Source organism: Lysinibacillus telephonicus (genome assembly GCF_039654155.1).
Classification (GTDB): domain Bacteria; phylum Bacillota; class Bacilli; order Bacillales_A; family Planococcaceae; genus Ureibacillus; species Ureibacillus telephonicus.
Genome location: NZ_CP155468.1, coordinates 301,402 through 323,352 on the forward strand (window position 1 = coordinate 301,402; position 21,951 = coordinate 323,352).

Sequence of the window (21,951 nt, forward strand, 5' to 3'; positions counted from 1 at the left end):
ACTATTTTTGTTTGTTCTTATATGAATGATCAGGCCTTTACTCCCTTCCGAGAGTAAAGGCCTTTTTCTATTAAGATACCTTCTTTAAGAGATGGTAAAGAGACGTATTTAATATATGGATTTTAAGGAGGAATCATATTGCAAAAAGGGAAAATTTTCGTTGTTGGTTTTGGTCCAGGGGATTATGAACATATTACAAAACGGGCAATAGACGCTTTGCAGCAAAGTGAATTTATCATCGGCTACAAAACATATGTCGAGCTTATTGAACATCTTGTTACAGCTAAATCAATTATTAGCACCGGAATGACTGAAGAGGTTTCTCGGGCACAGGAAGCAGTTAAACAAGCAGAAGCCGGAAAAATCGTATCTGTTATTTCCAGCGGTGATGCAGGCGTATATGGAATGGCAGGGCTTGTGTATGAAGTTTTAATTGAGCTTGGATGGACAGAAAAGGAAGGGATTGAGGTTGAAATTGTTCCTGGAATTTCAGCTATTAATTCCTGTGCTAGTTTACTAGGTGCACCAATTATGCATGACTCTTGCACGATAAGTCTAAGCGATCATTTAACACCTTGGAAATTGATTGAAAAAAGAATTGAAGCCGCTGCCATGGCTGATTTTGTTATTGCATTTTACAACCCGAAAAGTGGTAGAAGAACAAGACAAATAGTTGAAGCGCAGAGAATTTTACTAGAGTATCGATCTCCTGATACACCTGTTGGACTAGTAAAAAGTGCTTATCGCGACCGTCAAAATATTGTTATAACAACGTTGGCAGAAATGTTGGATCATGATATCGGCATGTTAACTACAGTTATTGTTGGAAATTCAACAACCTTCTTTTATGACAATAAAATGATTACTCCTCGGGGCTACCAAAGAAAATATACACTGGGTGAGGAAAAGCAGGCATTGCGCCCACATCAACGCTTGAAAAAAGAGGCAGAGCCTTGGGCAATGGATCAGGAAACAGGAGAGGCACCATCGGGGTATGAGCGTATTGAAAGGAAGCCTAAAGAAAAATCAATTCAGCAACCGAAAAAATCTTCACTGGAAATGGCTCAATTAGCAGTTTCACTCTTAACAAAAGGTAGTTCATCGACAGCAGTACAGGAGAAAAAAATTGTACAACAGGCGATTGAGTCGATTTTTGAAGTTGCAGTAAGTCCAGGAGTAGCAAATAAATTCTTTACCCCGGAACAGATGCGAACACTCGCTGATATTGTTGGTGAAGAAGGGACAATGGAGTATACACCTGAACATCAAATTCACCTAAAAATTCCTACTACTGATCCGACAGCGATTACCGATAAGCTGCAATCAGTTGGGTTTTTAATTGCTCCAATAGGAGATGTTGCAAACATTAAAGCGTGTGATTTCTGCTACGGAGAAAAGGCCGATTCAATTCCATATGCAGAGGCGCTTCAAGAAAAATTTGGCGGCATGAATCTACCAAAACAATTAAACATTGGCTTTAATGGTTGTGGGATGGCCTGTTACCGTGCAGTTTTCGATGATATCGGAATTGTGTATCGAAAAAACAAGTTTGATATTTTCCTAGGAGCTAAACCAGTTGGACGGACTGCACACGCTGCACAGCCTGTTGTAGAGGGGTTGGAACCAGAACAATTATTACCGCTAATTACAGACATTATTAATGAATATAAACAAAATGCCCATCCTAACGAACGATTATTTAAATATTTTAAACGGGTGAAGAAGATTTTGAACTTCGAATACCAAGAGATGGGTAGCAAGATAAAAATTGAGCCGGCTCCATGCGGTGATTAGGAGGTTAGCGATGATCTTATTTTTAGCAGGTACAAGTGATGCAAGGGCACTCGCTGTTCTCTTGCAAAGTAAAGGTTACTCGTTGTTAGCGACGGTAGTTACACAATCAGCTGCGGATAGTCTTGCAGAAGAAAACATTCCACATCACATCGGAAGGTTGACTGCAGAAGAGATGCAAGCTTTATGTGTAAAAAATAACTGTTCTTGTATTTTAGATGCAAGCCACCCTTTTGCAGAAGAAGCATCAAAACAAGCAATGGCGGCAGCTCAAGCTCTTAACATTCCATATATTCGGTTCGAACGAAAGCAAGAGCATTATCAACACTCTCTAATTACTGAAGTAGCTAGTTATCAGCAGGCGGCGCAATTAGCGTTGCAAAAAAGCGGAACAATCATGCTTACAACAGGTAGTAAAACGCTAAAGACATTCACAGATGTACTTAATGGACAAGAAGGAATTCGAGTAATTGCCCGTATGCTGCCAAATACTGAAAATATGGAAAAATGTCAAGAGCTAGGAATAGCACAAAAAGATATTGTAGCAATTCAAGGGCCATTCACTAAAGAATTAAACACAGCACTTTACAAGCAGTACGGAGTAACAGTGATGGTTACAAAGGAAAGTGGAAAAGTGGGCTCCGTAGATGAAAAGATTGAAGCAGCATTAGAATGTGGTATCGAAATTGTTTTAATAAAACGTCCACAAATTAAATATGGACAACAATATGAAACTTTCGAAGAAGTAGAAGAAGCACTAAAACAGTTGGGAGGAATTTAAGTTGAATTTCAATACAGACTTTACACCATTAACAGTTGACCCGGATAAAATTTATGACTATAGCTTTTCTATTATTGAAGAAGAAATGGGAGAGCACTCGTTTACGGATGACCAGTGGAAAGTAGTTAGACGAGTTATCCATGCATCTGCTGATTTTGAATTAGGACGCAGTGTAATGTTTACTCCAGATGCAATCGAGGCAGGGATTCAATCTATTTTAGCAGGTCGTCATGTTATCGCCGATGTACAAATGATAGAAAGTGGATCAGGACGTAAACGATTCCAAAAACATGGGGGAGATTTACATTGTTATATTGCCGATCCAGATGTAGCGAAAGAAGCGAAGGAACAAAATACTACTCGAGCTATTATTTCGATGCAAAAAGCAGTTCGAGAAAATGAAGGGGGTATTTATGCAATTGGAAATGCACCAACTGCATTATTAGAACTAATCCGCCTCATTAAAGAAGGAGTTGCGAAGCCTGATTTAATTATTGGAATGCCTGTTGGATTTGTTTCAGCTGCTGAGTCAAAAGCAGAACTTGCAAAATTAGAGGGTATTCCATTTATTACAAATGTAGGTCGAAAGGGTGGAAGCACAGTTACAGTTGCTGCATTAAATGCTATTTCTATATTAGCGGATGAACGAGCGAAAAAATAATTATGGTTAGTAGCGATAAAAAAGATCCAAAAAAAATGCGTAATGGATTTACAACTGGAGCATGTGCGACCGCTGTTACAAAGGCAGCATTAATGGCCCTATTAACAAATGAAGTACAAAAAAAAGCAACCATTCACCTGCCAATTGGACAGGATGCAACATTTACGATTGAATCATGCACATTTGAAGAAGGTAAAGTTACTTGCGAAACAATCAAAGATGCTGGAGATGATCCAGATGCAACACATCAGGCAAGGATATTAAGTACTGTACGATTTGTTGAAACCCCAGGAATCCATTTAGATGGAGGCATTGGGGTTGGACGCGTAACAAAACCAGGGTTGCCAGTTGAAGTAGGACAGGCAGCTATTAATCCAGTACCACGTAAAATGATTCTTTCAACGGTGCAGCAGATAATTGATGAATACGGAGTGAAATGCGGAGTTGAGGTAATTATTTCAGTGCCTGATGGAGAAGAAATTGCAAAAAAGACTCTCAATGGACGTCTTGGGATTATTGGCGGCATTTCAATTTTAGGGACAAGGGGCATCGTTGTTCCTTTTTCAAGTTCAGCCTATATGGCTAGTATAGTTCAAGCAATCAGTGTTGCAAAGGCAGCAGGCTGCGACCACCTTGTAATCACAACAGGTGGTCGAAGTGAGAAATTTGCTATGGCACAATACCCACATTTGCCAGAAGAAGCCTTTATCGAAATGGGGGACTTTGTAGGTTTTACTTTAAAGCATTGTAAAAAGCAAAGTATTCCGCAAGTATCTCTAGTTGGTATGATGGGGAAATTCTCAAAGGTAGCGCAGGGAGTAATGATGGTTCATTCCAAAAGTGCACCGATAAATTTTGAGTTTTTAGCAAAATTAGCTCAAATTTCTGGTGCTTCAGATGAAATAGTTGAACAGGTATTAACAGCAAACACTGCATCACAAGTAGGAGATTTGATGTTAGAGAAAGGTTACACCCGTTTTTTTGACCTCCTTTGTAAATCATGCTGCTATGAGTCATTAAACCATATTAAAGAGGGCATGACGATTTCAACATCAATCTATTCAATGAAAGGTGAGTTATTAGGGAGGGCTGAGAATATTGCAACAATCGATCAAGATGATTGGAATTGGAGATAACGGTACAACAGGGCTATTGCCACAATATAAACAATGGATAGAGGACAGTGAGGTGCTTGTTGGTGGTGAACGGGTGCTTGAATTTTTTCCTTATTATAAAGGAGAAAAAATAACGATTAAAGGCGGACTTTCAAAGCTTGTTGAAACACTTCAACAGGAAACAAGGTCGACAGTTATTTTAGCTTCAGGCGATCCACTATTTTATGGTATAGGCGGGTTTCTAGCAAAAAAGCTGCCGCTGGAAATCTATCCAACAATGAGTTCTATACAGTTAGCATTTTCACGAATGAAAGAAAGCTGGCAAGATGCTTTTTTAACAAGCTTACATGGTCGTTCCATCAAAGGATTCGCACAGCGGATTGATGGAAGGGAAAAAGTAGCAATACTCACCGACGAAGTGAATAATCCAAACGCTATCGCCAGTTATTTAAAGCATTTTGGCATGAATGAATATAAAGCATTTGTTGCTGAAAATTTAGATGGTTCGGAAGAAAAGGTGGGTTGGTATTCACTTGATGAAATGGAGACACAATCCTTTTCCCCCCTAAATGTTGTCATTTTAAAGGCAATGACTAAACCAAAGCAGTATCCACTGGGCATCGATGATGAGGAGTTTTCCCAAAGAAAGCCGGATAAAGGACTCATTACAAAGAAAGAAATTCGTGTACTAAGCTTACAAGCAATGGAGCTTCATTCATCTAGCATTGTTTGGGATATCGGCACATGTACAGGGTCAATAGCGATTGAAGCAGGGAAAATAGCAAGGGAAGGGCAAATTTTTGCTATAGAAAAGAATGCCCCTGATTTAGAAAACTGTATGCTTAATCAGCAAAAATTCCGTGTTGACTTAACAACGGTTCATGCAAAGGCTCCTGAGGGTTTAGAAACCTTCCCTGATCCTGATGCAATCTTCATCGGCGGTTCTGGTGGAGAAATGGAGGAGCTTTTACAGGTTTGTACAAAACGATTAAAGAAAAATGGAAAACTAGTAATGAATGCTGCGACAATTGAAAATTTATATAAAGCGGTAACCACGTTAAAAGAAAATGGCTGTGTAGTTTCTATTTTACAAGCACAACTAGCACGTAGTAAGCCAATTTTAGATATGACTCGTTTTGTACCGCTAAATCCGATTTATATAATTACAGCGTATCGAGAGGATAAAGAAAATGACTAATTTGGGCACTTTATATGGGTTAGGTGTTGGACCAGGAGATCCAGAACTTATTACAGTAAAAGCATTTCGAATTATACAAGAATCTCCGGTAATTGCTTACCCAAAAAAACTAAGGGGAAGTAAAAGTTATGCACATCGTATTGTAGATGTATATATCAATCCACAAGAAAAGGACATGCTTGGACTTGTTTTTCCAATGACGAAAGACGAAGAGATCTTAGCACGTGAATGGTCAAAATCTGTTGAGCTAGTTTACGAAAAACTTAGTGAGGGAAAAGACGTTGCTTTTGTAACGGAAGGGGATCCTCTTTTATATAGTACGTTTATTCATATGATGAAACTAATGCAAGAAAAACATCCAGATGTATCGATTCAAGTAGTACCTGGAATCTCTTCAATTAATGGAACTTCGGCTAGACTCGGTATTGCTTTGGCGGATGGGGATGATCATTTAGCAATCATACCTGCAGTAGATGACTATGACGCGATGCGAAATGCTATAGAAAGTAACGATGCTGTTGTCTTCCTTAAAGTAGCGAAAGTTATTGATTTAATGCTGCAAGTTTTGCGTGATTTAAATTTAGTAAAGAACGCTGCTGTCGTAACAAAAGTAACTTCAGAAGAAGAAGTTGTTTGGAATGTAGATGAGCTTGATGGAGTAGATTTAGAATACTTAACACTAATGGTGGTGCGTAAATAATGGATAAAATTTGGATTGTTGGAGCGGGTCCCGGTGATCCAGACTTAATTACGGTAAAAGGGCTGGAAATCTTGCAAAAAGCAGATGTCGTCATGTATACAGACTCCTTGGTGAATGAGGAACTGATTGCAAAAGCCAAGCCGGGCGCAGAAATAATTCGAACAGCTGGAATGCATTTAGAGGAAATGGTCAATATCATGGTTGACCGGGTGAAAAATGGAAAAATGATTGCACGAATGCATACCGGAGATCCTGCGATGTATGGTGCAATTATGGAACAAGTTGCATTACTCAAAACCCACGGCATTGGTTATGAAGTTATTCCCGGGGTTAGTTCTGTATTTGCTTCTGCAGCTGCTATTGGAGCAGAACTTACAATACCAGATTTAACACAAACACTTATCTTAACACGTGCAGAAGGACGGACACCCGTACCGGAGTTTGAGAAATTGCGTTTGCTTGCTAGCCACCATTGTACAATTGCACTATTTTTAAGCGCTACTTTAACAAAGAAAATAGTCAAAGAGCTGCAGGAAGCAGGGTGGGCAGATAATACGCCTGTTGCTGTTATTCAGCGTGCTACTTGGCCAGACCAAAAAATTGTTCGCACAACATTAAGTGAATTAGATGAAGCAATGCGTGTTAATGGCATTCGTAAACATGCAATGATTTTAGCGGGTTGGGCCCTTGATCCAGATATACACGATAAAAAAGAATATCGTTCAAAACTATATGATGCAAGCTTTACACATAGCTTTAGAAAAGGCGTGAAAGTAAATGATTGAGTTACAGGAAGGTATTCTACCAGACATCCATGTTCGACATCCATATGCAATTGTAGCCATTACAAAACATGGTGTCCAAATGGGGCGTGAATTACAACAATCCTTTGCGAGTGCGGACCTTTATTATATGGGGAAATTTACAAAAGGTGATGAAGAGGAACGCAACATTCAGTTATTTAACGGATCAGTACGTTTATTGTTGCCGGCTCTTTTTAAACAATACAAAGGTTTAATTTTAATAATCTCACTAGGTGCTGTTGTGAGAATGATTGCACCAATTTTAGTAGATAAAAAGAAAGATCCGGCAGTAGTAGTCATTGATGACCGCGGTGAACATGTAATTAGTGTTTTATCAGGGCATCTAGGCGGTGCAAATGCTTTGACCCATGAAATTGCGAACGTAATGGGAGCAAAAGCTGTTATTACAACTGCATCAGATGTACAAAAAACGATACCTGTTGATTTATTCGGCGCTCGTTTTGGCTGGGTGTGGGATAGCGAGGAAAAACTTACCCCTGTCAGTGCTTCAGTAGTAAATGAGGAGCATGTAGCAATTGTCCAGGAGACAGGTGAAAAAAATTGGTGGATGCATGAAACACCTATGCCGAAAGAAATCATTATCTACCCAACCATAAAAGATGCGATTCAAGCAGAGCCCCAAGCCTCTCTAATTATTACAGATCGACTCCTTCAGCCGAGTGAAGAAATTTTGCTAGAAAACGGAGTCGTATATCGTCCGAAATCGCTTGTACTAGGCATGGGATGCAATCGAGGCACCTCTCTTGATGAAGTCGAGGCTGTAATTGATGAAACATTAATAGAGTTGCAGCTTTCGAAGAAGAGTGTAAAGGCGCTTTGTACGATTGACTTAAAAAAAGATGAATCTTGTTTTTTAGCAATAACTGAAAAGTATGGCTGGGAATTTGTAACTTACACACCTGCCGAGTTAAATGAAATGCCTCTTCCAAATCCTTCAGAAACGGTATTTAAATTTACAGGTGCTTACGGTGTCAGCGAGCCTGCAGCTATGCGTTATGCAAAAACTTCTGATTTATTGCTGCAGAAAAAGAAAAGCGGCAACGTAACGATTAGCGTTGCACGTTTATCATTTTAGGAGGGAGTCTTTTGACGAACCGTTTTGTGATTGGTGGAACAGGAAGTGGCGTTGGAAAAACAACCTTTACAATAGGTTTAATGTATGCCTTAAAGCAAAAAGGTCTTGAAGTACAAGGGTTTAAATGTGGGCCAGACTATATTGATCCAACTTACCATACAGCTGTAACGGGCCGAATTTCACGCAATATTGATAGTTGGATGTTAAATCATGAGACAGTCATTGATATTGTAAGCCGCGCTAGTAGACATGCGGATGTATCAATTATCGAAGGTGTCATGGGATTTTACGACGGAAAAAGTCCTTTAGAAGATACGGGGTCAACTGCAGAGATTAGCGTAATTACAAAAAGTCCTGTTGTATTAATTGTAAATACAGCAAGTATGGCAAGAAGTGTTGCTGCAGTTGTTAAGGGATTTCAAACATTATCAGAAAAACCTAATATTGTTGCGGTCATTGCTAATCAAGTCGGAAGCATTGGGCATTTCGAACTGGTGAAAGCGGCAATAGAGCAGGAATGTAAAGTACCTGTTATTGGTTATTTAAAAAAGGATCCAACTTTATCGATACCAAGTCGCCATTTAGGTCTTATCCCAACAATTGAGCGCGGCGAGTTGGATTCATTTTTCGAGAAATTAGGATCACTTATTGCTGAAACCGTTGATTTAGAACAATTGCTAGAATTAACAAAGGCTGAAGTTTTAAACGAGGCAGGACAGCTATTTAAGCAACAAGAGAATACAGGACTAACAATTGCGGTTGCAAAAGATCAAGCTTTTAATTTTTATTACGAAGAAAACTTAGAGTTGATGCGTGCTAAGGGTGTAAATCTCGTATTTTTCTCACCGCTTCAAAATGAACCTGTTCCAACAAATGCTGATGGTCTATATATTGGTGGAGGTTTTCCAGAGGAGTATGCGGTGCAGCTAGAGTCGAATACAATTGCCAAAGAATCAATTCGGAAAGCAATAAACAAAGGGCTTCCAACGTTAGCGGAATGTGGTGGCTATATGTATTTAACAGAGGCAATTACAACTACATCGGGTGAGCGCCGCGAGATGGTTGGTGTTATTCCAGGAGAGGTAGTAATGCAGGATAAACTTGCTGCATTAGGATACCGAGAAATTACTGGGGTTGCTGGAAACTTTTTAGTAAGCGAAGAAGAAAGTGCAAAAGGCCATGAATTCCATTACTCGAAATACGTTGGGAAGCATGATGCACCTGCCTATAAAACAAAGGGACGCTTTGGCATGAAAGACGAGGGCTATCAAAGGGCGTGTCTAGTTGCAGGGTATACACATTTCCATTTTGCATCCAATCCTAAGCTTATTGATAATTGGATTGATGCATGTAAGAAGGTGAAAGTATGACAAATCTATTTCCAGTATTATTAAATCTCGATTATAAAAAAGTGGTTATTGTAGGTGGTGGTCATGTAGCTTATCAGAAACTAATGGCACTTCTTCCAACAAAGGCAAACATTATTGTCGTTAGTCCAGAAGTTCAAGATAGTATTGTTCCATTGCTAGAAAAGCCAAATATCACATGGCGCCAAAAGGTATTCGAGCCGAAAGATTTAGATGACGCTTCTCTAATTTTTGCAGCAACAAATAGTGAAGCAATCAACGATGCAGTTGAAGAAGCTACACAGCATTGGCAGCTGTTAAGCCGTGCTGATGCACAAAGTCGTATAGATTTTATTAATCCGGCTGTAGTTCGGCGTGGAGATTTTGTTGTTGCAGTTTCCACCTCGGGAGCAAGTCCAAGTCTAACGCGCAAAATTAAAAAGGAACTAGAAGTACAGTTCGACGAAAGTTACGCCCAATATGTAGATTTTTTAAAGCAGGCGCGTGACATTGTAAAAAGCGCCATCACAGACAGAGAGGAACGTAAAACGGTGTTGCAACAACTATTAGATTCGAGACTTCATGAATGGATACAACAAGGTAACATTGAGCGTTGCCATCAATATTTACAACAACTTTTAAGCGGAGAAAAAACATCATGATAGGAAAAGTTTATATTGTTGGCGCTGGGCCAGGCGATCCGAAGCTTATTACAGTTTACGGGCTTGAATGTATTCAACAGGCAGACGTTATAGCCTATGACCGTTTAGTTAATACACAGTTGCTAAATCAAGCAAAACCCCTTGCAGAATTGATTTATTGCGGAAAAGAACCAGGCAAGCATGGCCTTATTCAAGAAGAGATTCATAGTTTACTTGTACGGGAGGCATCCGCTGGAAAGACCGTTGTACGCTTAAAGGGCGGCGATCCATTTGTGTTTGGACGTGGTGCAGAGGAGGCAGCGGTATTAGCGGAAGCGGGAATACCCTATGAAATTGTACCAGGTATTACTGCAGGAATTGCTGCACCGGCTTATGCGGGCATCCCAGTAACTCACCGTGATTATGCTACTAGCTTTGCTATTGTAACCGGACATGGCCGAGAAGAAAAAGGGAATGACTTTTTAGATTGGAATGCTTTGGCGAATGGAATTGACACAATCGCCTTTTATATGAGTATAGGCAATATTGAACATATCTCTGCTCAATTAATCAAACATGGTCGTCCTCATACAACCCCAGTAGCTGTTATTGAATGGGGTACGACTAAAGAACAGCGTACTTTAACAGGGACACTAGAAACAATCACAGCCCAAATAAAACAATCAGGATACAAAAATCCTTCGATGATTATCGTTGGCGAAGTCGTTAAGGTGAGAGAAGAAATTGCTTGGTTTGAGGAACAATTTCAGAAACAACAGGAGGCGTTGAAATGAGCGTAATCGAGGCATTAAAACGAAGACGAGCGGTTCGTAATTATACGGATAAACCTGTAGAAAAAGAAAAGATTGAGCAATTATTAAAGGTTGCAACATATGCGCCAAATGATCGTTTACGAGAGCCTTGGCATTTTTATGTCTTGCAGGGAGAATCCCTTAAACGGTACGAAGAAGTAGCAAAGGAATATTTACTTGAGCGCTTCCCAACAAAGCCTAATCTTGTTGAAAGCTCTTTAAAAGTAATTCAGACAACCCCAGTTGTTATTGTTGTAACTGCAGATCAAGTAGAAGGTGATGAAGACGCTACAAAGGATAATATCTTTGCTGTTTGTAGTGCGATTATGTCTATGTGGCTAGCTGCTGAGGAGTTAGGTTTAGGATTTGTTTGGCGTACTCGCGGTGTCGGCTTAGTACATGATCAAAGATTACATGATTTTATTGGTGCACCCTCTCATCAACAGGTAGTAGGTACTATTTTTATAGGTTATCCAGCAGAAAAACCAACTGAAGAAAAGAAGCGTACGGATTATAATGAAAAAACTACCTGGTTATAAGGGGGAATAGCTGTGGCACGTAAAGGTTTATTACTAGTTTATACAGGAGATGGCAAAGGAAAAACCACTGCTGCATTAGGTGTGTCTTTAAGGGCTATAGGTCGTGGTTTAAATGTGCGATTTATGCAATTTATTAAATCTCCAGAACGTACATATGGAGAAAAAATTGCACTTGCTAAATTAGGTGTTGAAACAGAGCAGCTTGGAACAGGCTTTACATGGACCAAAACACCAGAGGAGCACCGAGCAGCTCTTAAAATCGCATGGGAAAAGGTAAAAGAAGCGTTAGCAGATGAATCAATTGATTTGCTTGTACTCGATGAATTGAATAACGCACTTGCCATTGATAGATTCCCTATTGATGATGTTTTGCCAAGGGAAGAGGTAATCGAGGCAATTAATAATCGGCCAGCAACTATGCATTTAGTGATAACTGGAAGAGACGCACATCCATCAATAATAGAAATAGCTGATTTAGTTTCTACAATTGAGCCAACTAAACATTATTATGATGAGGAAATTCCAGCGGTAAAGGGGCTTGAATTTTAGTGCAAAAAGCGAAAGCAATTATGATACAGGGAACTTCTTCGGATGTTGGGAAAAGTGTAATTTGCACGGCGTTATGCAGAATTTTTTCGAATGATGGCTACCGTGTAGCACCATTTAAGTCTCAGAATATGGCGTTAAATTCCTATATTACTAGCGATGGCGGTGAAATTGGACGTGCCCAAGGTGTACAGGCAGAGGCAGCACGTATAAAAGCAACAACTGATATGAATCCAATTTTGCTAAAGCCAAAGCAAGACATGGTGTCTGAGGTTGTAGTACACGGCAAGCATTATATAGATATGGATGCTAAAACGTATCGTAATGATTTTGTTGAACAGGTAATGCCAATTGTCCGCGAATCTGTTGAAAGATTACAGCAAAGCTATGACATTATTGTATTAGAAGGTGCGGGCAGTCCTGCAGAAATAAATTTAAAAAAACGAGATATTGCCAATATGAGAATGGCACATCTAACAGATGCAGCCGTTATTTTAGTCGCAGATATTGATCGCGGTGGAGTATTCGCATCAATTGTTGGGACATTAGCGCTCCTAGATGAAGAGGAACGTAAACGAGTTAAAGGACTTTTAATTAATAAGTTTCGTGGAATGAAGGAATTACTTGATGACGGCTTAACATGGGTTGAGGAAGAAACTGGAATTCCGGTGCTAGGTGTTATTCCATATATCGATGTTCATATAGAGGCGGAAGATTCTCTTGCTTTATCCTCTCTAAAGCTGAAGAAGCCGAAGCAGGGTGAATTTGCTGTAGATGTTGCAATGATTCGATTGCCACGTATTTCAAACTTTACTGATATTGATCCGTTTTTCGAAGAGCCTGAAGTTGGTGTAAGGATTATTTCGAAGGTTGAGGAATTAGGCGCACCAGATTTACTTATAATACCTGGTACGAAAAACACAATGGACGACTTAGTTTGGTTAAAAGAAAGAGGCTTTGATACAGCAATACAAAAATTGCATGCCCGTGGAACGAAAATTTTCGGAATTTGCGGAGGCTATCAGATGCTTGGAGAAGTATTGATAGATGAAGATAGTATTGAAGGTTCAGGGAGCACCGAGGATGGGTTGCAACTTCTGCCAATTCAAACAATTTTCACTCCTAATAAAAAGACCGTTCAAGTTAAAGGGAAAATTACGGCTTTGGAGTTAGATGTAGAAGGATACGAAATACATCTAGGCCGAACAACACTTAGCAATGATGCGAAGCCATTTTTGCAGTTGGAAGACGGTAGGATAGATGGAGCGATAAGCCAAGATGGACAAGTAATTGGAACGTATTTACATGGAATATTCCACAATAGACTTTATACGAGAACTCTTGTAAATGAGCTGCGCGGTAAAAAGAATCTTCAGCTGCTTCCTTCTAATGTTAAAAGCGACTTACAAATGCGTGAAGAAGCTTATGAGCTATTAGCAAGCCATGTACGGGAGCATATAGATATGGACAAGTTATACAGCATTTTGCAGCAAACAGGGCAATGATTTATTGAGTATTTTTTATACAGCAGGAGGGATAAAGGTGACAACTTGGGATTTAGACGGTATGCAAAGACATTTATTAATTTGTAATGGAAGTACTTGTATGAGGGCCGGTGCTGAGGAAGTAACGCAGGAAATTCGCCGGGAAATTGCGAAAAATCAACTTGATGCGAAAATACATACTTCAAGAACTAGATGTAATGGTCGCTGCAAAGATAAATGTATCGTTATTTCGTATCCGGATGCGACGTGGTACCGAGTGCCAGATATAGATGTTGCAAAACAAGTAGTTCATGAAGAGGTTGCCACAGAAAATGTAATTTATCGTCTTGGACAGCAAGGCTTAGTGAAAAATCCAGACAGCAAATCAGTAAAGGGCATTTCTAAGGATAAGGCGGCGAACCGAAAAAAAGGTGAAGGAGATCATAAAGTGAAAAAAGCTATTCTTTTTGTTGGTCATGGAAGCAAACTAGAGGCAGGTAATGATGAAGTACGCGAATTTGTTAATCGAACAACCTATATGATTGAACCAGGTATTATAGTGGAAACTTGCTTTTTAGAATTCGCTTCACCAAATATAGAAGAAGGCATCGAGCTATGCATTGAAAAAGGTACAGAGGAAATTCATGTTGTTCCTATAATCCTATTAAATGCAGGTCACTCAAAACTCCACATTCCTGCTGAAATTGAGCATGCAAGAGGGCATTTCCCGCACATCACTTTCACTTATGGTGAAACGATTGGTATCCATGAAGAAGTTTTTGAAATTTTAAAAACTCGATTAGCAGAAATAGGGTTCGATTCAGATGTACAGCATGAAGAAACGGCTATCTTGTTAATTGCACGTGGCAGCAGTGATGCTGAGGCAAATGGAGACTTTTACAAAATTTCTAGGTTGTTATGGGAAAGGCTTGACGTAAAGTGGGTTGAGTGTGCCTTTATGGGAGTTACAACTCCAACTGTTGAAGAAGGAATTGAACGCTGCGTAAACCTAGGTGCTAAGCGCATTATTATGCTCCCATATTTCTTATTTACAGGAATTTTAATGGAGCGAATGAAGAGAATGCAGGAAAAGGCTGCAGCGCAATACTCTGGAACCAGTATTGAAATAGCCGAATATTTCGGTTATCATCCAAAACTGCAAAGCGTCTTAGTCGAGCGTGCTGAGCAAGCTATGAATGGTACTTCAAAGGGAATGAAGGTTTTAGAAGATTATCGTGTATATGCTAAGGAACATGGCCATGTACATCATCACCATCATCACCATTGATAATAAAATTTCTTTAAGTACGAAGGGGGCATAAATGTGTTTGCAATAATATGTCTCCTTGCGCTTTTTATTGATAGAATAATTGGAGACCCAGAGTGGCTGCCACATCCAGTTCGCTGGATAGGAAGGCTTATAAGTCTATTAGAAAATAAATATAATAGGAATACTGGGAGAGTGTGGAAGGGTGCCGTTTTAAGCCTAGCAATTATTTTAATTGTCTATACGATCACTTTTGCTATTGTATGGGGAAGTTATCAAATTCATTATGCTTTAGGAGTGTTCGTTGAAGTAATATTAATTGCAGTCGCACTGGCACAAAAAAGTTTAAAAGATGCAGCGATGGTTGTATACAATAGATTAAAGCTAAATGATTTAAAAGAGGCTCGTGTAAAACTTGGCTGGATTGTCGGACGAGATACACATAATCTAGAAGAAGATGAAATTGTTCGCGGCGTTGTTGAAACAGTATCGGAAAATACAAGTGATGGAGTCACGGCCCCATTATTTTACGCTTTATTATTCGGTGCCCCTGGAATCTGGGTTTACAAAACGATTAATACTTTAGATTCTATGATTGGATATAAAAACGAGCGATTTAATGAATTTGGTCGTTTTGCTGCAAGACTGGACGATATAGTTAACTTTATTCCAAGTCGAATTACTGGTTTACTTATATTATTTTCTACAAGAAATCAAGGTAAGTACTCTCTCAAAAAAAGAATTTTGCTATGGTATAGAGATGCAAAAAAACATCCAAGCCCGAATAGCGGATATTTAGAAGCTGCAACCGCATATCAGTTAGGTATTAGGTTGGGGGGCTTTAATTCATATGGGGGTAAACAAACTTTTAGAGCTTATATGGGAGAACCAATAGAGATTCTTCAAAAGAAGCATATCCTTGCATCAATACAGCACATGTACACGGTAAGTCTGTTCTTTACGTTAATAGTAGGAGGAGTAATATATGCAATATCCCTCGCATGGCGCTAATTCAGAGGCACTATATAAAAGGTTTGGAATCGATATGCCTGACAAAGTTTGGGACTTAAGTGAGAATGTTAATTTTCATGGCTATCCTAATAGTTTCCATCAATTATGGCCAAGTCTTTTGGAGAAAGTTTCACAGTATCCAGATGAAACAGCAGAGCCCCTCCGAAGTTTATTAGCAAAAGAACATCATATACCTGTGGAAAATATCGTTGTTGGGAATGGAGCTTCGGAGTTGCTAATGTGTTTAGCTCGCTTATATGAGCGGAAAAAAGTTTTGGTAATTCATCCATCCTTTTCAGAATATGAGCGTACACTTAAACAAAGTCATGTTGAAACAATTTCAATCGTAGTAGAAGATATCATTACATATCAATTGCCGGTTGAAAAAATTAAAGCTCAGATGGAAAAAGCAACAGCTGTTTATTTATGCAGCCCAAATAATCCGACTGGAGTTGTTATTCCAAAGCATATTCTTAAAGAATTGATTATACATGGGATGGCAACTGATTGTGATGTTGTCGTTGACGAAGCATTTATGGATTGGACGGACGAAAACGAATCGATTGTTTCATTAACAAGTCAATTTCCCAATTTAATTGTATTGCGTTCAATGACGAAGATGTATGCATTAGCGGGAATTCGATTAGGATATTTAATTGGGCAAAAAGCAAATGAAATTAAACGATATTTACCTCACTGGAATGTTAATCAATTAGCCGTTGAATTAGGCATTATGTGCTTAAAAGAACATGAGTTTAAAGAGATGTCAAAGCAATCTATTATTCCAATAAGGGAAGAATTGAAACGATTTTTAATCGTACATGATTGCATCGTTACTAATAGTCAGGTTAATTTTCTATCTTTTCAACTGCCTAAGTCATGGGATGCAAAATCATTTTATTTTGATTTAATTCGAAAAGGAATTGTATTAAGACATACTGAAAACTTTAAAGGAATGGACGGCAGTTGGCTTAGAATTGCAATTAAGGATCAACAAACAATGGAAATGTTTAAAAAAGGATTTAGACAATATGCAAAAGACAACCATTTATTTAGTTCGTCATGGGGAGACTGAGTGGAATAAAAAAGGAATATTACAGGGCTGGCTTGACTCCCCGTTGACGCAAGAGGGAGTTAAACATGCTAGGATGTTAAATCAAGCATTACATATAAAAAATATTGAATCAGTTTATTCAAGTGATCTAAATCGAGCAATTCAAACTGCTACAATTCTAGCCCCTTCCAAATCAATTATAAAAGATGCAAGATTACGAGAAATTTATCTAGGTGAGTGGCAAGGTCAAAAAATTAGTAATTTAAATAGTTTACCTGATTATATTACATACTGTAATGAGCCGCACCTTTTCCAAGGGGCAACTCAGGAAAGATTTGAGGAAATAAGTAGAAGAATGATGGAGTGTTTACAATACATCCATCAGCACACAACTGGTAATGTACTTGTTGTTTCTCATGGTGTTGCGATTTTATGTTGTTTAATGTATATCTTGAAAACTCCAATTGAAAAGCTATGGGAAATCGCCAATATACAAGGAACAAGTGTAACTACTTTAGAGTGTATTAATGGTCATTTTAATGTGAAGACAATTGGAGAGATTAATCACTTAAATGGTAAATGAAAAATAGTAAGGGTATTATCAAGTGAAAAGAATTTTCTCCTTTTATCTTCAAAGGGACCTTACCAAATGTTGTTTTGGCAGGGTCCCTTTTCAGCTGATTCTACCGATAATGCAGCTAATGCCTCTTCAGCACTTGAAAAAGCTGGACGAATTAGAAGAAGGCGTTCGATATAATTTTCTACTTCAGGAGGCAACTGTAACTCTTCCTGCCAGCTTCTTTCCTTTCTTTCACTTGGTGTAAAGTTTGAATAAAGTAAGAAAAGTAGGAAGTGTCCTATGAAATATAAATCACTAATATGATTTTCTAATTTCTTTGGGTTATCAATTTTTTCTAAATCAACGTTCTCTTTTATATAAGCTGCTAAGCCGAAGTCTATGATATGAAGGGCATCTTCTTTTAGTAAAATATTTGGAATTCGCAAATCACGGTGGACAATTCCTTTTTTGTGAAAATCTACAACAATTTCAAGAAGTTCTTTTGTAATATTAAGAGATTGTTCGACAGAAAATGATTTTCCGGTTCTAAAAATTGCCTGTTCGAAAGTCTGCCCATCAATATAATCCATTATATAAAAGGGTGTATCATACAATTCACCATGAGAAATTACAGAAGGTACTCTAGGGAGGCCCATTTCCTTTAACATTGTAATTTCTTGCTGAAATTTATGGCGTAATTTTTTGTTGTTGCGATGTTTTAATTTCATACGTTTTAAAACATATTTTTTTTGAGACTTTGATTCCTCTATTAAATAGGCTATACCATAAGATCCGACTCCTAGTTGTTCAATAAAATGATAATCTGTTTCGTTCTCAATATAGGACTTTACAATCTTATGGTATTTGAATTCGAAAAAATTGTGAATCATTTTTAGCTGCTAAAAAAGCTGCGAGAGCTGAAGAAACTTTTTGAGCTGCGTTTATAGCCTCTTTTATAATGCTTATGGCCATAATAATTATGTTTATGTGAATATTTTCTGCGGCTGCTTGAATAACGATGTCCTCCGCCTAATAATCCCTTGATGATTTTATCGAACATAAGATCAATCCTCCATAATTTTTTTAAAGTCGTTGATATATAATTATACGAATAAATAACTGAGAAGTTTCATTTGTATTTGATATTTAAACAAACTGAAATGTACTGAAAATTGCCGGAAAGTAGACGCTCATTTTTAACAATTTTGTGTACTTTCTTTTTTGTTTTTTTAAGAGAATGCCCATGTACGGTGCTTTTAATTAAATCGGAATCGCTTGTGTAACTAGTACTAATAATAGAAAAGTACAAGTTTAATAGTAAAAGATGCGTTATATGTGTTATAATTTCCATATATCCCGTTGATTGGAATTAACTGAAAGGAGATTGAGATGAAGAAAAGTAGAATTATTACAGGATTATTAGCGTTGCTTTTAGTTTTAGCGTTCCCTCTTCAAAAAGCTGATGCAGCATTAGCTTTTAAGGATGTTGGAGATGCATATTCAAAAGTTATTAATGAATTTGTTGACTTAGGAATTGTTGGTGGTTATGAGGATCAAACATTCCGCCCAAATAACAACGTAACTCGTGGACAAGCTGCGACAATGTTAGCACGTGCTTTAAAGTTGGATACTAACAAAGTTGATGCGGTTGAATATAAGGATATTGATAAAGATTACCCATCTTACAAGGAAATAGCTGCTGTTACAAATGCAGGTATTATGTCGGGAAATAATGGTAAGTTCGAACCGAATAAGCCTCTTACTCGTGTTCAAATGGCTACTATTTTAGCAAATGCATTTGATTTAAAAGGTAATGGTTCAGCATCCTTTAAAGATGTACCAAAAGATCACTATGGATATGAAGCAATTGATGCATTATATGCAAACAACATTACAACAGGTTATGAAAATAAAACGTTTAAGCCTTCTAAACCATTAACACGCGCTCACTTTGTAGTATTCCTATCAAGAGCGTTAGATGGTGGAGAGCAAGATTCGACTGAATCTGTTACTGAATTATTAAAAGAAGTTTATGCTAATGAAGCAAACCTAAATACTTACGACTTTGAAGGTAGTATGAATTTAGGACTTCTTTTACCTGAAGTAGAAGACATGACACCAGAAGTACAAGCAATCTTCGAAGTATTAAAAGATGTACAAATCGATATCTCAGGTGCATACCAAAAGGACCCAATGCAATTTGAGGCTAATATCGACCTTACTTTAAAAGGTGATGTTCAAGCAACATTTAGTATACCAATGGTAATGACTGAAGAAAAAATGTGGATTAAACTTCCAGACTCTCCACTATTGCCTTTACCGGAAGAAGTTAAAGGGAAATTTATTGAGTATGATTTAGCAGAGATGGCTGAGATTTCAGGACAACCTCTTGAATCATTAGATATGGAAGTACAAACGAAACTAGGAATTGACATAATTAACCTATTTGTTGATTTACTAGGAAAAGATTTTTATAAAGAAATAGATTTAAGTACGGTAACGATTCCAGAAGGTGTTGATGCGAATAAAGTTATTAAATTCGAATTAACAAATGAATCATTAAAACCGTTTATAGAAATCGTGTTCAACGATATGCTTCCTCAATTATTAGAACTAGTTGATAACCCAGAGTATGCAAAGGCTTTAGGGCTAACTGCTGAAGATATCGCTTTAGCGAAAGAATCATTAGCAAGTGAAGAAATAAATATTGATGAAGTAGTTTCAGAGATTAATAAATTTTTGAAAATTAATCAATTAGATGAGTTGATTGTGATAAGCCAAGACAACTATATTAGCTATGATGCTGGAACGGTTGATATTACAGTAACTGTTGAGGAAGAAGCTTTTGGCTTTAAATTGACATATGATCAATCGAAAACGAATGTAAATGGAAATATCAAGTTTACAATTGGAATTCCAAAAGGGGATAATGTCATTCCTTTCGAACAACTTTTAGAATTGGAAGAAGAAGCTTTAGCAGCGGATAGTTTATAAAAAAACGCCTCTATGGCGGAAACCCCTTAGTAATAATAATTTGAGGGTAACCCATGACTAAGAAAAGTAGCATTAGAAAATAAATCTAATGCTACTTTTTTGATATAAAAACAAAAGGAAGAGTATTAGCAAAACTTAAGTTTAAAAGGTAATCTTTATTCAACCCATTTCCAACTTTTCTTTAGTTGTATATTTTCAAAAACATTGCTAGCTAAATTAAAATCAAAATCAATTAAATATAAAAAGCCAAGCAACTCACTACTAAATTGCGCACTGACCTAAAAAAATGAGACAAATAAAAACACCTTTCGTTGAAAAACGGGTATTAAACCTATAAATCCAACGTGGAGGTGTTTTTTCTATGGGAACAAGAGTTAGTTATCCAGTAGAAATTAAAATGAAAGCAATCGAAATGAGGTTAGCAGGAATACCTGTTAATCAAGTTTTAGAAGAATTGAATATTCGAAATTATACACAACTAAAAACGTGGATGAAGTGGTATCGAAATGGAGAACTTCATCGCCTTGAACAGCCAGTTGGAAAGCAATATACCTTTGGTAAAGGACCAGAATATGAAAATGAAACAGCTAAATTAAAGGCTGAGAATCGTTATTTAAAGCAACAAATTGAAGTTTTAAAAAAGTACGCAGAATTGGAAAGGAAGTGGTGCCAAGAATAGTTGTGCAATTGGTAGAAGAACTAAAAGAAGTCATGACAATTGGTGAAATCTGTGACCACTTGGGGGTAGGTAGATCATCTTATTATCGTTGGAAAAAGAATAATAACGTTGAAACAAAGAAAGATATTCGGGATAAGAGAATTGGTGAGTTGTGTAAACTTCATAAATATCGATACGGATACCGAAAAATCACAAGCATTTATGGAGAACCGATAAGTGAAAATACAGTAAGTAATGCAAAAATATAATTGGCAGTGTCGAGTAAAAGTGAAGAAACGTAAAAGCACTGGACAACCAGCATACGTCGCACCGAATTTATTAAATCGTGAATTTACAGCGGAAGCACCATTTGAAAAGTTAGTAACAGATATTACCTACTTGCCTTTTGGTCAATCAATGATGTATCTTTCAAGTATTCTAGATGTCTTTAATGGCGAGATTGTAGCGCGTACAATCGGATTTACTCAAGATACAGAGTTTGTTTTAGATACATTAAATCAGCTACCAGAATTACCTGAAGGCTGTATCCTGCATAGCGATCAAGGTTCTGTATATACGTCCTATGACTATCAAAAGGCAGTAAAAGAAAAAAGAATTACCATGAGCATGTCTCGTAAAGGCACGCCCGCTGATAATTCTCCAATTGAAACGTTTCACTCCTCGCTAAAGTCTGAAACGTTCTATCTCGACGGAATCAATCGCACAACGAATGCGCATGTGATCCAAATCGTCGAAAACTATATAAATTATTATAACAATATCCGTATTCAAACGAAACTAAACAGCCAATCGCCGGTAAAATACCGCCAACTAACTGTAAAGTAGGGTGTTTTCTTATTGTCTCAAAAATGATGGTCAGTACCTTGTGTGAATG

Annotated in this window: 21 protein-coding genes and 1 pseudogene; 20 read left to right on the forward strand and 2 right to left on the reverse strand. The window is 37.8% G+C overall.

Going from position 1 to position 21,951, the window contains the following annotated elements:
* Nucleotides 1-135 precede the first annotated feature (135 nt).
* Genes cobJ through MKY04_RS01405 form a run of 18 tightly spaced genes read left to right on the forward strand, consistent with a single transcriptional unit; the run spans nucleotide 136 to nucleotide 17,428 of the window.
* A complete protein-coding gene (gene cobJ, locus MKY04_RS01320) occupies nucleotides 136-1,794 on the forward strand; it encodes a precorrin-3B C(17)-methyltransferase (protein WP_185807603.1) in 1,659 nt (552 codons plus the stop codon).
* A 10-nt stretch (nucleotides 1,795-1,804) separates the two neighbouring features.
* Nucleotides 1,805-2,572 (forward strand): precorrin-6A reductase, encoded by a 768-nt coding sequence (gene cobK / locus MKY04_RS01325; RefSeq protein ID WP_126292448.1) that lies wholly within the window; start codon nucleotides 1,805-1,807, stop codon nucleotides 2,570-2,572.
* 1 nt (nucleotide 2,573) lies between these two features.
* On the forward strand, nucleotides 2,574-3,233 hold the full coding sequence (locus tag MKY04_RS01330; protein WP_126292449.1) for a precorrin-8X methylmutase: 660 nt from the start codon (nucleotides 2,574-2,576) through the stop codon (nucleotides 3,231-3,233).
* Nucleotides 3,234-3,235: 2 nt separating this feature from the next.
* Nucleotides 3,236-4,369: a cobalt-precorrin-5B (C(1))-methyltransferase gene (locus tag MKY04_RS01335; RefSeq protein WP_126292450.1), complete on the forward strand. Its 1,134-nt coding sequence runs from the start codon at nucleotides 3,236-3,238 to the stop codon at nucleotides 4,367-4,369.
* A complete protein-coding gene (gene cbiE, locus MKY04_RS01340) occupies nucleotides 4,350-5,546 on the forward strand; it encodes a precorrin-6y C5,15-methyltransferase (decarboxylating) subunit CbiE (protein WP_126292494.1) in 1,197 nt (398 codons plus the stop codon). Before MKY04_RS01335 ends, cbiE begins: the two co-directional genes overlap by 20 nt.
* On the forward strand, nucleotides 5,539-6,246 hold the full coding sequence (gene cobI, locus MKY04_RS01345; RefSeq protein ID WP_126292451.1) for a precorrin-2 C(20)-methyltransferase: 708 nt from the start codon (nucleotides 5,539-5,541) through the stop codon (nucleotides 6,244-6,246). The genes cbiE and cobI overlap by 8 nt, the downstream gene beginning before the upstream one ends.
* Nucleotides 6,246-7,031: a precorrin-4 C(11)-methyltransferase gene (gene cobM, locus MKY04_RS01350; RefSeq protein ID WP_346235193.1), complete on the forward strand. Its 786-nt coding sequence runs from the start codon at nucleotides 6,246-6,248 to the stop codon at nucleotides 7,029-7,031. The genes cobI and cobM overlap by 1 nt, the downstream gene beginning before the upstream one ends.
* Nucleotides 7,024-8,145 (forward strand): cobalt-precorrin 5A hydrolase, encoded by a 1,122-nt coding sequence (locus MKY04_RS01355; protein ID WP_126292453.1) that lies wholly within the window; start codon nucleotides 7,024-7,026, stop codon nucleotides 8,143-8,145. The genes cobM and MKY04_RS01355 overlap by 8 nt, the downstream gene beginning before the upstream one ends.
* Before the next feature lie 11 nt (nucleotides 8,146-8,156).
* A complete protein-coding gene (locus MKY04_RS01360) occupies nucleotides 8,157-9,515 on the forward strand; it encodes a cobyrinate a,c-diamide synthase (RefSeq protein WP_346235194.1) in 1,359 nt (452 codons plus the stop codon).
* Complete coding sequence (locus MKY04_RS01365; RefSeq protein ID WP_126292455.1) at nucleotides 9,512-10,153, forward strand: precorrin-2 dehydrogenase/sirohydrochlorin ferrochelatase family protein; 642 nt, start codon at nucleotides 9,512-9,514, stop codon at nucleotides 10,151-10,153. Before MKY04_RS01360 ends, MKY04_RS01365 begins: the two co-directional genes overlap by 4 nt.
* Nucleotides 10,150-10,926 (forward strand): uroporphyrinogen-III C-methyltransferase, encoded by a 777-nt coding sequence (gene cobA, locus MKY04_RS01370; protein ID WP_126292456.1) that lies wholly within the window; start codon nucleotides 10,150-10,152, stop codon nucleotides 10,924-10,926. Before MKY04_RS01365 ends, cobA begins: the two co-directional genes overlap by 4 nt.
* On the forward strand, nucleotides 10,923-11,483 hold the full coding sequence (locus MKY04_RS01375) for a nitroreductase family protein (RefSeq protein WP_126292457.1): 561 nt from the start codon (nucleotides 10,923-10,925) through the stop codon (nucleotides 11,481-11,483). Before cobA ends, MKY04_RS01375 begins: the two co-directional genes overlap by 4 nt.
* Nucleotides 11,484-11,495: 12 nt before the next feature.
* Nucleotides 11,496-12,032 (forward strand): cob(I)yrinic acid a,c-diamide adenosyltransferase, encoded by a 537-nt coding sequence (locus MKY04_RS01380; protein ID WP_346235195.1) that lies wholly within the window; start codon nucleotides 11,496-11,498, stop codon nucleotides 12,030-12,032.
* Nucleotides 12,033-12,052: 20 nt separating this feature from the next.
* Nucleotides 12,053-13,534, forward strand: a complete 1,482-nt coding sequence (locus MKY04_RS01385) for a cobyric acid synthase (RefSeq protein WP_126292495.1) — start codon at nucleotides 12,053-12,055, stop codon at nucleotides 13,532-13,534.
* A gap of 37 nt (nucleotides 13,535-13,571) precedes the next feature.
* Nucleotides 13,572-14,801: a CbiX/SirB N-terminal domain-containing protein gene (locus tag MKY04_RS01390; protein WP_346235196.1), complete on the forward strand. Its 1,230-nt coding sequence runs from the start codon at nucleotides 13,572-13,574 to the stop codon at nucleotides 14,799-14,801.
* A 30-nt stretch (nucleotides 14,802-14,831) separates the two neighbouring features.
* Nucleotides 14,832-15,791 carry an adenosylcobinamide-phosphate synthase CbiB gene (cbiB, locus tag MKY04_RS01395; RefSeq protein WP_410798246.1) on the forward strand — a complete coding sequence of 320 codons (960 nt, stop codon included), beginning with the start codon at nucleotides 14,832-14,834 and terminating at the stop codon, nucleotides 15,789-15,791.
* Nucleotides 15,766-16,866 carry a pyridoxal phosphate-dependent aminotransferase gene (locus MKY04_RS01400; protein ID WP_126292461.1) on the forward strand — a complete coding sequence of 367 codons (1,101 nt, stop codon included), beginning with the start codon at nucleotides 15,766-15,768 and terminating at the stop codon, nucleotides 16,864-16,866. The genes cbiB and MKY04_RS01400 overlap by 26 nt, the downstream gene beginning before the upstream one ends.
* Nucleotides 16,823-17,428, forward strand: a complete 606-nt coding sequence (locus MKY04_RS01405) for a histidine phosphatase family protein (RefSeq protein ID WP_126292462.1) — start codon at nucleotides 16,823-16,825, stop codon at nucleotides 17,426-17,428. Before MKY04_RS01400 ends, MKY04_RS01405 begins: the two co-directional genes overlap by 44 nt.
* Nucleotides 17,429-17,487: 59 nt before the next feature.
* On the opposite strand, the gene MKY04_RS01410 is transcribed toward MKY04_RS01405, so the two are convergent.
* Nucleotides 17,488-18,294: a serine/threonine protein kinase gene (locus tag MKY04_RS01410; protein ID WP_126292463.1), complete on the reverse strand. Its 807-nt coding sequence runs from the start codon at nucleotides 18,292-18,294 to the stop codon at nucleotides 17,488-17,490.
* Between the two features lie 2 nt (nucleotides 18,295-18,296).
* The gene (locus MKY04_RS01415) at nucleotides 18,297-18,464 is read right to left on the reverse strand and encodes a hypothetical protein (RefSeq protein ID WP_185807599.1); all 168 of its coding nucleotides are present in this window, start codon (nucleotides 18,462-18,464) and stop codon (nucleotides 18,297-18,299) included.
* A 329-nt stretch (nucleotides 18,465-18,793) separates the two neighbouring features.
* On the opposite strand from MKY04_RS01415, the gene MKY04_RS01420 reads away from it, so the two are divergent.
* Nucleotides 18,794-20,398, forward strand: a complete 1,605-nt coding sequence (locus MKY04_RS01420; RefSeq protein ID WP_346235198.1) for an S-layer homology domain-containing protein — start codon at nucleotides 18,794-18,796, stop codon at nucleotides 20,396-20,398.
* Between the two features lie 361 nt (nucleotides 20,399-20,759).
* A pseudogene (locus MKY04_RS01425) lies at nucleotides 20,760-21,902 on the forward strand (IS3 family transposase).
* Nucleotides 21,903-21,951: the final 49 nt, after the last annotated feature.

What these genes read in the sequence shown, in the direction of transcription:
- cbiE (WP_126292494.1), top strand. Translation starts at nt 4,350, where the DNA reads ATGATTGGAATTGGAGATAACGGTACAACAGGGCTATTGCCACAATAT.
- cobM (WP_346235193.1), top strand. Translation starts at nt 6,246, where the DNA reads ATGGATAAAATTTGGATTGTTGGAGCGGGTCCCGGTGATCCAGACTTA.
- MKY04_RS01400 (WP_126292461.1), top strand. Translation starts at nt 15,766, where the DNA reads ATGCAATATCCCTCGCATGGCGCTAATTCAGAGGCACTATATAAAAGG.
- cobI (WP_126292451.1), top strand. Translation starts at nt 5,539, where the DNA reads ATGACTAATTTGGGCACTTTATATGGGTTAGGTGTTGGACCAGGAGAT.
- MKY04_RS01420 (WP_346235198.1), top strand. Translation starts at nt 18,794, where the DNA reads ATGAAGAAAAGTAGAATTATTACAGGATTATTAGCGTTGCTTTTAGTT.
- MKY04_RS01385 (WP_126292495.1), top strand. Translation starts at nt 12,053, where the DNA reads ATGATACAGGGAACTTCTTCGGATGTTGGGAAAAGTGTAATTTGCACG.
- MKY04_RS01355 (WP_126292453.1), top strand. Translation starts at nt 7,024, where the DNA reads ATGATTGAGTTACAGGAAGGTATTCTACCAGACATCCATGTTCGACAT.
- MKY04_RS01365 (WP_126292455.1), top strand. Translation starts at nt 9,512, where the DNA reads ATGACAAATCTATTTCCAGTATTATTAAATCTCGATTATAAAAAAGTG.
- MKY04_RS01415 (WP_185807599.1), bottom strand. Translation starts at nt 18,464, where the DNA reads ATGTTCGATAAAATCATCAAGGGATTATTAGGCGGAGGACATCGTTAT.
- MKY04_RS01375 (WP_126292457.1), top strand. Translation starts at nt 10,923, where the DNA reads ATGAGCGTAATCGAGGCATTAAAACGAAGACGAGCGGTTCGTAATTAT.
- cobA (WP_126292456.1), top strand. Translation starts at nt 10,150, where the DNA reads ATGATAGGAAAAGTTTATATTGTTGGCGCTGGGCCAGGCGATCCGAAG.
- MKY04_RS01410 (WP_126292463.1), bottom strand. Translation starts at nt 18,294, where the DNA reads ATGATTCACAATTTTTTCGAATTCAAATACCATAAGATTGTAAAGTCC.
- MKY04_RS01335 (WP_126292450.1), top strand. Translation starts at nt 3,236, where the DNA reads ATGGTTAGTAGCGATAAAAAAGATCCAAAAAAAATGCGTAATGGATTT.
- MKY04_RS01405 (WP_126292462.1), top strand. Translation starts at nt 16,823, where the DNA reads ATGCAAAAGACAACCATTTATTTAGTTCGTCATGGGGAGACTGAGTGG.
- cobK (WP_126292448.1), top strand. Translation starts at nt 1,805, where the DNA reads ATGATCTTATTTTTAGCAGGTACAAGTGATGCAAGGGCACTCGCTGTT.